The sequence below is a fragment of the Myxococcales bacterium genome (genome assembly GCA_016699535.1).
GTDB lineage: Bacteria > Myxococcota_A > Polyangia > Polyangiales.
The window spans coordinates 523,310-535,544 of the sequence record CP064980.1 but is presented as its reverse complement, the minus strand read 5'-3'; the positions used below and the strand labels follow the sequence as shown (position 1 = coordinate 535,544).

The window sequence follows — 12,235 nt, the reverse complement described above, 5'->3', positions numbered from 1 at the left end:
AAACGATGAAAGCTTTTTTTTATTTTAGTGATTCTCGCTGCGATTAGCCTCTTTACAGCTAATGCCTTCGCAAAGGATCTTAGCGACGCTGCTGCGATTGTTGAGCGTGCCAACCTTGCTCAATACTACGCGGGCAAAGATGGCCGCGCACAAATCCGCATGAAGATAGTCGATGCGCAACAACGTTCACGCTTGCGTCAGTTTACCGTGCTTCGCTCAGAAAAAAAGGACGGAGGCGATCAGTTCTATTTAGTGGTCTTTGAAAAACCAGCAGATGTTCGCAACACAACCTTTCTTGTGAAGAAGCATCCTCAAAAGGACGATGACCGATGGCTTTACATGCCGGGTCTTGATCTTGTGAAGCGCATTTCGGCTGGTGACAAACGAACCAGTTTTGTGGGTTCCAATTTCTTCTATGAAGATATCTCAGGCCGCCATCACACCGAAGATACGCATAAACTCAAGGAAACGAACGATCAATACTACGTCATTGAAAGTACTCCTAAGAATCGCACAGGTGTTGAGTTTGCAAAGTACACACTGTGGGTTGATAAGAGTACGTTTTTGCCATCTAAAATTGAGTACACCAACAAGCAAGGCAAGGTCTACCGGCGCATTGAGACAGCTCAGACGAAAAATATTCAGGGCAATCCAACTATCACACGCTTGAAAGTCACCGACCTTGAGAGTGGGGCGTACACGATGAGCGAGATTCGGAACACCAAGTATGATCTTGGTATACCCGAGAACATCTACACCGAAGCTTCATTACGAAACCCACCGAGCAACTGGCTCAAATAAGCAAACGATCGTTGTGAAGGAGAAGGATAGTCATGCTATTTGAAAACAATCGGATTCCTAAAAAGAACAGCTTGTTGGACCATGGTTTGGGGCTGGTGCTGATCAGTAGCGTGGCGTGGATGGCACTGCCGCTGTCGGTGGGCTGGGCGCAGCAGACAAACGAATCGCCCCCTTCTCCTTCACAAAGTGACGAATCGGAAAGCAAAGAGCTGCTCGAAGATAAAGATTCGACAGAGAATGAAGACGAAACTGTTTCTTCGGAGCAAAACGCAGAGGCTGCACAAAGCGATGAGGAAAGCGATACAGCAGGCTCGCAACCAGATGCCAACGCACAACAAGGCGAAGGTGAATGGGGTGAGTTTGAAGAAGACTGGGGTGATAGCCAGCAAAATAGTGGTGATAGTGGTGGAGGCATCGAGGAGCTTCCCTTTGAGTTTCATGGCTTTGTCGAGTCACTCACTGCAGCTCGCGTTGTTAAGCATCGCTCGACACCTTCTGATCTAGTGAGCAACGAAGCGCGTTTTCGTCTATCTCTTGATGCCTCACATGACATTGCCTCAGCTCGTTTTAGGGGCGACATCGTAGCAGATGCCACCACGAACAATGTCTTTATCGATGTTCGTGATGCGTCGCTTTTCACGCAGCTTACGCCTTGGCTTAGTCTGAGAGCGGGTCGGCAAGTTCTAACTTGGGGCACCGGCGATTTTGTCTTTCTTAACGATCTCTTCCCCAAAGACTTTCAATCGTTTTTCTCGGGTCGTCGTGACGAGTTTCTAAAAGCACCAGCCAATGCCCTGAGGCTTTCTACGAACTTTAGTGCACTCAATGTGGATCTTGTTTGGCTTCCTATCTTTGCCGGCGATCGCTTCATCACTGGCGAGCGCTTCAGCTTCTTTAACCCGATGGCAGGAAACATTGTTGGAAGTGGTGATCCCTCGGTCCCCGTGGATCCGATTACGCCGTCTCATACACTCGAAAATGGGGAGTTTTTTGGCCGCATTTTTAGCACTATTGCTGGCTACGAGTTTGCGCTCTATGGATACGCAGGTTTTTGGAAGCAGCCCTTGTCGCTCGACCTTGCCGCCATGGCCCAAACGTACTCAAGGCTTGCAGTCTATGGCAGCAGTGTAAGAGGAGCTTTGTTGGGCGGTCTGTTTAACCTTGAAGGCGCTTTTTACCATTCCCATGCTGATAACAGTGGAGATGATCCCACCATTCCAAACTCGCAAGTGCGGGCGCTTGCCGGTTATGAACACGAGCTATTCACTAAGTTTCAAGCAGGTGTGCAGTATTATCTTGAGTACACCTTGAAGCACGACGAGCTCAAAGCAAACTCAATGTGGTCTGCCTATGAGCAAGATGAACTAAGGCATTTGCTCACGCTACGGCTCACCTATTTCCTTTTGCAGGATAATCTTGAACTCTCGGCCTTCACATTCTTTTCGCCTTCCGACATGGACGCCTATATTCGTCCACGCATCAGTTACAAATGGACCGATCAACTTTCAACGATGATCGGGGCTAATATCATGCTTGGTCGCGATGATTTTACTTTCTTTGGACAACTTGAACAAAACAGCAACGTCTACGCGAACATGCGTTATTCGTTTTAGAAAGGGAGTACAGCAATGAATGTAGATCGAATGGTATTTAGAATCGCCGGAGTGTTTATCCTCGCAAGCGTTAGTCTCGCGTACCTGCACAACATCGCATGGCTAGCTGTTACAGCCTTCGTCGGCCTCAACATGCTCCAAGCCTCCTTCACTGGTTTCTGCCCCCTCGCCATGATCCTCAAAAAGGTCGGCCTCAAACCCGGCAATGCCTTTTAAATAAGGTCGACCATTTTGAAAGCAAGATAGCAAATGCAATAAGCTAAGGGATGCATCGTTTGGCGCGGTGCTTGCTAATTTTTCAGTTATCTTTGCGCCCAATCCGAAACAAGCAGTTGCGGAGATGTTCCGGGTGCTTCGTCCTGGTGACCGCATGGTGCTTAGTCCCTGGCTACCCAAAGGCGCTATTTACGAAGTGGGCGAACTTTTAAACTATAATAAAAGCCCGAAAAAGTCGTCCCCTTGGAGTGATCGCTCGTCGTTGAAAGACCTGTTTGGCATTCACAGCGCAGAGATTGAGATTCTCGAAGAGGAGATTGTGTTCGAAGAATCCTCTGCGCAGGCTTGGTTTACAGACCTTGAGATGAATCATCCAGTTTGGCGAGCGATTCGTAACTTAGCCGGCGATGTATAGAGTGAAATTCGAAAACAAAACCTTGCTATACTAAACGAATACAACGAAGATCCCGATGGCTTTCGGGTTACGAGCGGGTACCTTGTCGCCAAAATTTTGACGTAACGGCAAGTCACTAATCGTTGTGAGTAGAAGCGCTAAGCCTTTGTTGTTTCGCTCTTCAAGTAACTTGCGGAGTCGAGTGCAAGGCCTATACTGGATTCATAAAAAGTGGATTGAGATCTCGTGTGTCTACGATTCCAAACTGTTTCTGTTCTCGCGGGCTTTTTTGTCGCGGTTAGCATTCGTTGCGTGAGGTCGGAGCGATAGATGTTTCTATGCTGAATTTTAGACGAACATCTAAAGAGTTTTTTCGTCAAAGTACATTTTAAGAACACAGTTCTGAACTTCTAATGAGCTGAGTTCATCAGATTGGAAGGAGGTCAAAATGAAAACAGCATCGGGATATTCGACAGCCTCAGAAGCAGCTCACGCAGCTCGCGAAGCCTATGAACAGATTTATAATAATTTAGGGGAAGCTCCACAACTGCTTATCGTAAACTGCACCTCTGTCATAGATACACAAGCATTTTCCATCATGCTTAAAGAGTTGGCTCCCAATAGTGCAATACATGGCAACACTTCCTGTCTTGGTGTGATGACAGAGCAAGGTTTCCACGGCGAGGATGGTGTAGCGGTCGGACTGTTTGGAGTGCTTGATCACGACGGCGCGTATGGTAGTGGCGCAGCTTTCATTGATGTTGATGTCGTGAGCGCAACCCGCGAGGCGCTAGAGCAAGCGCTACAGCAAGCGCAGCGTCCAGGCATGCTTCCTGCGATGGTTTGGGTATCATCGACGCCTGGGGACGAAGAAATGGTGCTCGATAGTCTGGCTGAGATTTTAGGCCCAGATGTTCCAGTAACTGGAGGAAGCGCCGCTGACAATACAGTTAATGGAGAGTGGAAACTTTTTTGCAATGGTCGCTGTTACGATCGGGCCGTTGTAGTTTCAGTGTTATTTCCAAGCACTGAACTACTTTTTGCTTTTCATAGTGGATATACTCCAACCAATCGTAAAGGTAAGGTGACTCGAGCCGAGGGTCGTACTATTTTTGAAATCGATGGAAGAGCAGCGGCAGAAGTATATGACGAATGGACAGAAGGAGCACTTACAGAGCATCTAACTGTGCCAGGAAATATTCTTGCCCATACGACTCTGCACCCACTGGGACGAGCGGTAAGCAGTATTGCCGGTATTGAAAATTATCATCTCTCGCATCCTGATACTTTGCTAAACAACGGTGTGCTTAGTGTCTTTTCAGAAATAAGCGTTGGTGACGAGCTTGTGCTGATGAGAGGCACCAAAGATAGCCTTGCCGAACGAGCCGGGCGTGTCGCCGGCGCTGCTTTGAAAAACCACGGTGCTGTCGTCGAGCAGGTTGCAGGAGCATTAGTCATCTATTGCGCGGGATGCATGCTAACCGTTCGAGATCGTATGGACGAGGTCGTTGATAGTATTTGTACCGAACTTAAGGAGGCCCCTTTTTTGGGTGCGTTTACTTTTGGTGAACAAGGATGTTTTGCAGGCTGTGGAAATCGACACGGCAATCTCATGATCTCTGTTTTGGTGTTTACCCAATGAAAGGCAGCAGCGAACATCTTCGCGAAGCGCTTCTCGACGTGGAGCTTGCGCGGCAGCGAGAGCAAGCCCTACGGCTTGAGTCAGAAAGTGTCGCGATGTGCCTTTCGACCTTGACGTTGGCTAGCAAACCGGAACAAATGTTTGCTGAGCTTTTGCGTGTACTAAAATTGGTACTTGATTTTGACGAAGCGTGCATTGTTAGAGCCGAGGGTCTTGGTGTCGAAACCCTTGTTTCAACGTCCTCGATTTTCTCCAAAGAGCTGAGGCATCATCGCGATATGTTAGTGCGTCTAAAACCTGCTCAGCCTCTGGCAATTTTTGATGTTAGCAAACTACTGGAATGGAATAACCAGTCTCCTGAGATGCTCCCTAAAGTAAAGTCCGCCCTTTACGTACCGTTGCAAGGCAGCCCACCAACCAGCATGCTGCTTGCGACTTCTGCGCAGCAAGGTCATTTTAGGCAAAGTCATGTGCGAAGAGCGAAGCGCTTGAGTTTTCTGGTGAGCCAAGCCTTGGAGCGAGCCAGTGATCAAAAGAAAATGATGGAACTTCAGCAACAACTTATCGACACGGCACGCACGGCGGGAAAGGCCGAAATGGCCATACGTGTTCTTCATCACTTAGGCAATGCGATGAATTCAATTTCAGTGTCTTTGGATCAACTTAGAGAAAACATTCAAACCCTACCATTGCCGCGTATTGATGACATTGCCGATCTTGCCACTAAAGAACCAAAGGAACTTGTCGATTATTTGCAAAACGATCAACGTGGTAAATTAGTACTGCCGTATCTAAATGCGCTTTCTGGGGCTGTGCATCGACGCTTAGATGTGGCTCACGCAACTTTGTCAGACTTGGATGAACAAGTGCAAAACATTGCTCGCTATGTCGATGACCAAAATACGCGCATCGAGAGCGTTGAGCATTTTTCAAAATGCGATAGTCATGAGTTGATCGAAAAAGCTATTGCAAAAGCTAAGCAAGATAAGCTAAAAAATGACATTGCCATAGAAATAACAACGCCTGAAGCAATTTCCTTTTATTGTGCCGGATTTGTTCTATGCGATATCTTATCCGAGCTAATTGCAAACGCGAGTTCAGCCTTGCAGCGCATTACAACACGGGCTAGAACAGTCATGGTTTCTGTTGTGCACGCGGTTCCCGATAGCATCTGCTTCATAGTAGAAGACAGCGGACCGGGTTTTACAAAGCAACAATTAGATGCACTTTTTACACCGGATTATCGTCAGGGAGGGTTCGGTTTGCATGACGCGGCCATTGCTGCGCGACGTTTGGGTGGCTCCCTAAGTGCACAAAGTGATGGTCCAAATCAAGGCGCGATCTTTACACTAACGGTTCCTCTGCACCATGCAGAAAGTACGGTAGAAAAGTAAAAGCGTAGACTTCTATAAACGTTGTTTAAACCAAGTGCTTGTTTCGGTTAGACCTGTTTTTAGATCAATCTCGTTGTTCCAGCCCAAATTCTTTTTTATTTTACTGGCACTAAGTGCACTTCGGAGAAGCTCTTCCCCGCGTGCGTTGACGTGCTCTGAGCGGATACTTTTATCGAGGGCCAGTGCGAGCTTATCCACGAGCTCATTGACTGTGGTTTCGATACCTGTCCCAACATTATAGGTGTCAGGGCTTGCATTCAGTGCAAGCAAGTTAGCTTGTGCTACATCTTTTACGTAGACGTAATCTCTCGTTTGTTGCCCGTCGCCAAAAATAATGCAGGGCTCATCTCTTAGCGCTAGATTGCAAAACACAGCAACTACACCCGCTTCGCCTTTGGCATTTGACGCGGCCCGTACACGTTGGCGTAGCGCAGTACAACCGTTTCAAGACCTGCTAACTTAGCAGAGCTTTTCAAGTAAAGTTCCGCTGCCTGTTTAGAAATGGCATAAGGCGATTCAGGCTTTGCAGCGCATTGTTCAGTCGTGGGAATATCGCTTGCTTCACCATAAATAGCGCCTCCCGTCGATGCAAAAACAAAGCGCTTTGTGGCCGTTTGCTTTGCAGCTTGCAAGAGATTGAGTGTTCCGAGAATATTTACTTCTGCATCATACCGTGGGTCTTGTGCGGACTTGCGCACGTTCACTTGTGCGGCATGATGGTCAACGACTTCAGGACGGAACTCTTCGAAAACCTTTTTGACGAATGTTTCATCGCAGATATCGCCTTGGAAAAAACGTGCTTGTTGATTTAGGTTTTCTTTATCGCCTGTGACAAGACTATCCAGTACAGCAACGTCATGGCCCGCGTCGATAAAAGCATCGACAACCCAAGACCCAATAAAACCAGCTCCACCGCTCACTAAAATTCGCATAAATTTTCCTTGTCCGCTCTTCTAACAGATTCGTCTCGAAGCGCGAAGCGATTCTTGGCGCAAGTCTTGTTCTGGGAGTGTTTTAAATGCGCCAGAAATACAAGAAAGTTTGAATAATTTCAGTCGATAAAAGCGGCCCATTTCTTGCAAGCCACTATAGGCATGGGTCATGCGCATCGTACATACAGCTTGCTTAGGCAGTGTTTCCTAGTGGGATGTATTGTGCCTATCTACGCTTGTACGGGAACGGTTGCTAGTGTGGGCGATTCTACGAACGGCAGCAACCCAGGCTCGAATTCGAATGGCTTGGGAGAAAGTTCAAACACGGATCTTTCGGGTAACAGTGGAGATTCCGCAAGTAATGATGGCTGGCTCTACACATCAGGAAACCATATCTATTTAGGCGATAATGTTTGGATGGGTCGTGGTGCGAACATCCATGACATGCGCAGTTGCAATGCTTGTACATGGAAAGATCCCGAAGTTGGCGAGGTCAATCGTCGCTTGGATGAGCTCTATGATGTTTGGGGAGCTAACTTTGTGCGCCTTGCGCTCGAAAGCTATGCGGGCGCCGAAGGATATCGCGCCGAAAGCAATTTCAAAAGCATCCTTGATGACAGTTCAGTGCTCGATCAAGTTGAGCAAATCGTGGATCACATTGGCCAAAAAGAAAATGCATATGTATTGGTAACATTGTGGATTGATCCAAGCTTTACTCCCCTTGGCTGGCCAACTGAAGATACGCAACAAATCTGGGAGATGGTTGCGACACGCTTTGCACACGACCGGCATGTTCTATTTGGACTAGTCAATGAACCTCAGTCCAATTTTGACGGCGCGCAAGATGCCCAAGTATGGCAAGCCATGAATGACACCGTTCAGGCGATTCGTGACGCGGAACAGGCTGCAGGCGCGCCTTACAAACACATCGTTTCGGTACAAGGAACTCGGGCCTGGGCAAGATACCTTGATTATTACGTGGATCATCCAATTACAGCGAGTGGTGGAGAGAATATTGTTTACGAAAGCCACCCTTACTTTGATAGCGGAACACCGCCCGATACCGATAGTTTCTACGACTCGCTTTTTGGTGATGCTGCACAAACCATTCCCGTGATTATCGGAGAATACGGAAGCTCAGAAATCAACTCGGTAGTATCGTATGCGGAGCAACGGCAAATCTCGCATCTGGCTTGGACCTTCCACCACAACTGCGCGCCAAATCTAATTCAAGATACCTCTTCAGATGGCTGCGGTATTGGTATGGATTTGCTCCCTACAAGTTTTGGTCAACAACTCATGGCAATTTTAAAACCCTAGTGATCAAATCGAAGTGCTTAAGAGTGCTAAGGGGACTTGACGTAGAGCTAGGCTAGGCCCACGATGACCAACATTCCATGGCACGTGCTCTTTCAAAAACACAAATCAGTCATACCAAAAAACTCATTTCTTCTTCGGCTAAACGAAAAGCACAAGTTAGACTTATTCGTCGACATGACTTGGGCCAGAGTAAAGAAGTTAAGCAATACCGATTAAAAAATGGGCTTGATCTTATTTTGCTGAGTGATCATTCCGCGCCCGTCCTGAGCTACCAGACTTGGTTTCGAGTGGGTTCGCGCCACGAGAAAAAAGGAAAGACAGGTTTAGCTCATCTTTTTGAACATCTGATGTTCAATGAAACGAAACATCTTCCTGCGGGACAGTTTGATCGCATACTTGAGTCCGCGGGCGGTGAAACCAATGCTGCAACTTGGCTTGATTGGACTTTTTACTACGAGAATCTTCCCTCTTCTAAACTGGAGCTCGTGGCTTCCATGGAAGCGGAGCGCATGGTGAATCTCGTGCTTAGAAAGCCACAGCTTGATTCGGAAAAGGAAGTGGTTGCCAACGAGAGACGTTATCGGGTTGAAGACGATATCCATGGTGCGGTCAACGAGAAGCTCTATGCAACTGCGTTCAGAAAGCATCCTTACCATTGGCCGACGATTGGCTGGATGGAAGATATCCTTAATTTTAAGCTGCAAGACTGTCGTGAGTTTTACAAGACCTTCTATGCTCCAAACAACGCGACAATAGTAATTTCCGGTGATGTGAGTGAGGAGGATGCTCTGCATTGCATCGAAAAACACTATGGCAAACTCCCTTCCGCGAAAATTCCAAAAGAGAAAGCAGTAAAAGAAAATACACAGCGCACGGAACGCAAGCTTACCATGCGTTTACCTACGCCCACTGAGAAACTGCAGCTTGGCTATCGTAGTCCTGCGCTGGCTGATCCCGATCACACCGTACTGTGTATCATCGATGAAATGCTGTTTGGCGGGCGTAGCTCGCGCCTACACCGTTCAATGGTTGTGGAAGCGGAAGCAGCCTCGGAAGTAAGCTCCTTTGTGGGGTCTTTTAAGGACCCGGGTTTGTACGAGATCTGGATTTCAATGCGTGAAGGGAAAAGTTCAAAAAAAGGCTTGGCTCTTTTCGAAAAAGAAATAAGACGTTTTTGTCATGGCCCCATCAGAGCAGAAGAACTTGACAAAGCTAAGAACCGTTTTGAACTATCTTTCCTTCAAGGCATGGAAAACAATTCTGGCCGAGCAGAAGGTTTAGGTTTCTATGCAACGGTGCTTGGTGATTTTACACAAGCCTTTTCACGCATGGGGCAGGTTCGCGGAATCAGTGTTGCTGATCTTCGTCGCGTTAGTAAAAAATATTTTAACAAAACCTCCCGTACGACCATTACTGTTCTTCCCAAAGAGTAAGCTGTGAAAAAACATCAACGATACAAAGAGAAAACCGCGAGCAGTAAAAAAGCATCCGCGCAAATCAAGAAATTCAAGACAAAGCAGGGTATGCAAGTTTTCCTCGAGGAAGATAGTTCTCTGCCTTTGGTCAATATCGAACTGGTGTTTCGCAACGGCGCTTTATTTGATTCCAAGAGCAAAGAAGGGAGCATGCGTCTTTTTGCACGCATGCTACGTATGGGAACAAAAAACACGACGGCGCTTGAGTTCGAAGAAACAATCGATAGTCTTGGCGCACAGCTTTCCATTCAAGTCGCACATAGTTTTATATCCTTTCACGCTACGGTGATTCGGCGTAATTAGAGAGCTTCTTTACGCTTTTGCCGGCATGTTTTTGCGTCCGGCTTTACGACGAGATGATTTAGAGCAAATCAAGAGCGAAACAATGGCCGAGATAGTCGACAACCGCGACAACGATCGAAGTCTTGCAATTCAAGGCTTTCGTTCTTCATTGTTTGGAGCCCATACTTATGGCCGTAGCGTTTTGGGCCATGAAAAAAGCATCAGCGGAGTGCAGCTCAAAGATATCAAGCAGCTGGTGAAGAAACACGTGGTGGCTAGCAATATGGTTCTTGGCGTCTCTGGAGACATTACTCGCTCAGAGCTGATGAGCTTGTTGGATAAAGAGTTTGCAAACTTGAAAAAAGGTTCGGCGGCACTTAAAGCTGTTCGAGCACCTAAACTAAAAAAGGGTCGCAGTCTGCTCGTGATTGATAAACCCGAACGCACTCAGAGCCAGATTGTGATCGGTACGCTTGGGAGCCACAACCGTGACCGGGACCACACCGCACTTTATGTGGCAAACACCGCGTTTGGCGGAACTTTTACAGCACGACTCATGAACGAAATTCGCTCAAAGCGCGGATGGAGCTATGGTGCAAGCTCGCGTTTGGGCCATGATCGAGAGCGCGAAGCATGGTGGATGTGGACCTTCCCCGCCATGGACGATGCGGTTGCTTGTATCAAAGTTCAGTGGGAGCTTTATCAAGATTTTGTGCGGCGTGGTATCAGCAAAAAAGAACTCGATTTTGCCAAAGAATATCTCATCAACAGTCACGCCTTCGATATCGATACGGCGGCAAAACGTGTTGACCAATTGGTTGATGCAGAAGTGATGGGGCTTCCGCCTCGCTACTACGAGAACTATGTCAAACGAGTTAAAGCTGTCACGTTGAAAGAAGCAAACACTGCTTTGAAACGTCGCCTTTCGGATAATGATGTAAGTTTCGTCATTGTCGCTACGGCGAATAAAATAGAAAAGCAACTCCGAGAGTTAAAACTTTTTGACTCAATCAAACTCCTTTCTTTTGATGAACTATAGTCAAAAATTGCTGTAGTTATCTGTTTGTCACACTTCGCAAACGATGTGTTACAAAACATCGTATGACATATTTGTCAGATGAGCTGTGCCAACTGAGATGCCTTGGCACATGCTAACTATCTTCTTGATCCTCCACAAAAAAGAGCTACGGTGTGGCTTAGTTTGAATAGGTTAGAACACTTAAATCTGAGGTAGTTATGAAGCTAAAAAGTGTATTGTCAGCAATAGTTTGTTTTCTTATCGTAATGTTATTTGGATGTTCTGCCGCTATGGAAAACGAGCTGCAGTCTCAACAAAGCGGTCAAGTCGTAGGCGCTTCCTACTATGAAGTTCTGTTTCTAAATCCTAGTGACACGCTCTCTCTGTATCAAAACACTGTTTTTCGGCCATCGTTTCGGGTTAAATGGAGCCAAGATAATATTTGGGCAAGCCAAGGCGCCGATGCTCAAGTCAGCTTGAACATTCTCGATGCAAATGGATCGCTTATGCATCAGAAGCTCTACACTCTTTGTGCTGCGGGATACAATGGTTCAACAGCGCCAACTACTGAGCAACAGTTTGACCTTGAACTTAACTCGCTTGGCCCTATAGGCGAGTATTCACTTGATGTCACAGTGACTCCTACCGAGGCATGTGATTCTGATACGATTAATTTAGACGCAGAAGCTGTCGAAGCATTTTTGCCTTTTCAATACTATCCTGTATTTCCCACGGCACACATTACTCAAACCTCGGTGTCTACTCCAGCCGCACATGCAGTTTTTTAATATTGTTCCCAATGATCGTAGTCCGATCTATGAACTTGGTGTTTATACAATTAGCGGTACGGGTCTTACCCCCGTTGGCAATGCTGCCGGTATTTGCAGCGTGAACCCGGCAACCAATGAGGCCAATTGTGTCAAATATGAACTCATCAACGGAGTGTTAACTAAGCTTGAATTACCCTTTCCGCTCCAGTTTGATCTGATCTGAACAAGGCGAACAGCCAATTCTAAGAGGGTCGTTTCGATCAACGCCACTCGATCTCGGTGGGGCTCTTCGACCTAATACGGTGGAAAGCAAGGACACCACCGTGCTTACGCAATACATCTGGCTTCCCATCGTTCTATAGTTAGGAAGACATCGTG

General features: G+C 47.0%; 12 protein-coding genes and 1 pseudogene. 12 read left to right on the top strand and 1 reads right to left on the bottom strand.

Features of this window, described 5'->3' with window-relative positions:
• Positions 1-21 precede the first annotated feature (21 nt).
• From IPJ88_02735 to IPJ88_02710, 6 genes are all read left to right on the top strand, one after another.
• Positions 22-801, top strand: a complete 780-nt coding sequence (locus IPJ88_02735; GenBank protein ID QQR91946.1) for an outer membrane lipoprotein-sorting protein — start codon at positions 22-24, stop codon at positions 799-801.
• A 32-nt stretch (positions 802-833) separates the two neighbouring features.
• Positions 834-2,414 (top strand): hypothetical protein, encoded by a 1,581-nt coding sequence (locus IPJ88_02730; protein QQR90674.1) that lies wholly within the window; start codon positions 834-836, stop codon positions 2,412-2,414.
• A gap of 15 nt (positions 2,415-2,429) precedes the next feature.
• Positions 2,430-2,630, top strand: a complete 201-nt coding sequence (locus IPJ88_02725; protein ID QQR90673.1) for a DUF2892 domain-containing protein — start codon at positions 2,430-2,432, stop codon at positions 2,628-2,630.
• Between the two features lie 67 nt (positions 2,631-2,697).
• The gene (locus IPJ88_02720; protein ID QQR90672.1) at positions 2,698-3,045 is read left to right on the top strand and encodes a hypothetical protein; all 348 of its coding nucleotides are present in this window, start codon (positions 2,698-2,700) and stop codon (positions 3,043-3,045) included.
• 427 nt (positions 3,046-3,472) lie between these two features.
• Complete coding sequence (locus IPJ88_02715) at positions 3,473-4,666, top strand: FIST C-terminal domain-containing protein (protein QQR90671.1); 1,194 nt, start codon at positions 3,473-3,475, stop codon at positions 4,664-4,666.
• Positions 4,663-6,060, top strand: a complete 1,398-nt coding sequence (locus IPJ88_02710; GenBank protein QQR90670.1) for a hypothetical protein — start codon at positions 4,663-4,665, stop codon at positions 6,058-6,060. Before IPJ88_02715 ends, IPJ88_02710 begins: the two co-directional genes overlap by 4 nt.
• A 12-nt stretch (positions 6,061-6,072) precedes the next feature.
• Here IPJ88_02710 and IPJ88_02705 read toward each other — a convergent pair.
• Positions 6,073-6,992, bottom strand: a pseudogene (locus tag IPJ88_02705) (GDP-mannose 4,6-dehydratase).
• Positions 6,993-7,250: 258 nt separating this feature from the next.
• On the opposite strand from IPJ88_02705, the gene IPJ88_02700 reads away from it, so the two are divergent.
• From IPJ88_02700 to IPJ88_02675, 6 genes are all read left to right on the top strand, one after another.
• Positions 7,251-8,312, top strand: a complete 1,062-nt coding sequence (locus IPJ88_02700) for a cellulase family glycosylhydrolase (protein QQR90669.1) — start codon at positions 7,251-7,253, stop codon at positions 8,310-8,312.
• A 77-nt stretch (positions 8,313-8,389) separates the two neighbouring features.
• Positions 8,390-9,745 carry an insulinase family protein gene (locus IPJ88_02695; protein QQR90668.1) on the top strand — a complete coding sequence of 452 codons (1,356 nt, stop codon included), beginning with the start codon at positions 8,390-8,392 and terminating at the stop codon, positions 9,743-9,745.
• Between the two features lie 3 nt (positions 9,746-9,748).
• The gene (locus IPJ88_02690; GenBank protein ID QQR90667.1) at positions 9,749-10,090 is read left to right on the top strand and encodes an insulinase family protein; all 342 of its coding nucleotides are present in this window, start codon (positions 9,749-9,751) and stop codon (positions 10,088-10,090) included.
• Between the two features lie 82 nt (positions 10,091-10,172).
• Positions 10,173-11,108: an insulinase family protein gene (locus IPJ88_02685; GenBank protein QQR90666.1), complete on the top strand. Its 936-nt coding sequence runs from the start codon at positions 10,173-10,175 to the stop codon at positions 11,106-11,108.
• Between the two features lie 269 nt (positions 11,109-11,377).
• Positions 11,378-11,875, top strand: coding sequence for a hypothetical protein (locus IPJ88_02680; protein ID QQR90665.1), 498 nt, complete (start codon positions 11,378-11,380; stop codon positions 11,873-11,875).
• The gene (locus IPJ88_02675) at positions 11,862-12,080 is read left to right on the top strand and encodes a hypothetical protein (GenBank protein QQR90664.1); all 219 of its coding nucleotides are present in this window, start codon (positions 11,862-11,864) and stop codon (positions 12,078-12,080) included. Before IPJ88_02680 ends, IPJ88_02675 begins: the two co-directional genes overlap by 14 nt.
• The last annotated feature ends 155 nt before the right edge of the window (positions 12,081-12,235 follow it).

What these genes read in the sequence shown, in the direction of transcription:
- IPJ88_02730 (QQR90674.1), top strand. Translation starts at nt 834, where the DNA reads ATGCTATTTGAAAACAATCGGATTCCTAAAAAGAACAGCTTGTTGGAC.
- IPJ88_02725 (QQR90673.1), top strand. Translation starts at nt 2,430, where the DNA reads ATGAATGTAGATCGAATGGTATTTAGAATCGCCGGAGTGTTTATCCTC.
- IPJ88_02715 (QQR90671.1), top strand. Translation starts at nt 3,473, where the DNA reads ATGAAAACAGCATCGGGATATTCGACAGCCTCAGAAGCAGCTCACGCA.
- IPJ88_02710 (QQR90670.1), top strand. Translation starts at nt 4,663, where the DNA reads ATGAAAGGCAGCAGCGAACATCTTCGCGAAGCGCTTCTCGACGTGGAG.
- IPJ88_02695 (QQR90668.1), top strand. Translation starts at nt 8,390, where the DNA reads ATGGCACGTGCTCTTTCAAAAACACAAATCAGTCATACCAAAAAACTC.
- IPJ88_02685 (QQR90666.1), top strand. Translation starts at nt 10,173, where the DNA reads ATGGCCGAGATAGTCGACAACCGCGACAACGATCGAAGTCTTGCAATT.
- IPJ88_02680 (QQR90665.1), top strand. Translation starts at nt 11,378, where the DNA reads ATGGAAAACGAGCTGCAGTCTCAACAAAGCGGTCAAGTCGTAGGCGCT.
- IPJ88_02675 (QQR90664.1), top strand. Translation starts at nt 11,862, where the DNA reads ATGCAGTTTTTTAATATTGTTCCCAATGATCGTAGTCCGATCTATGAA.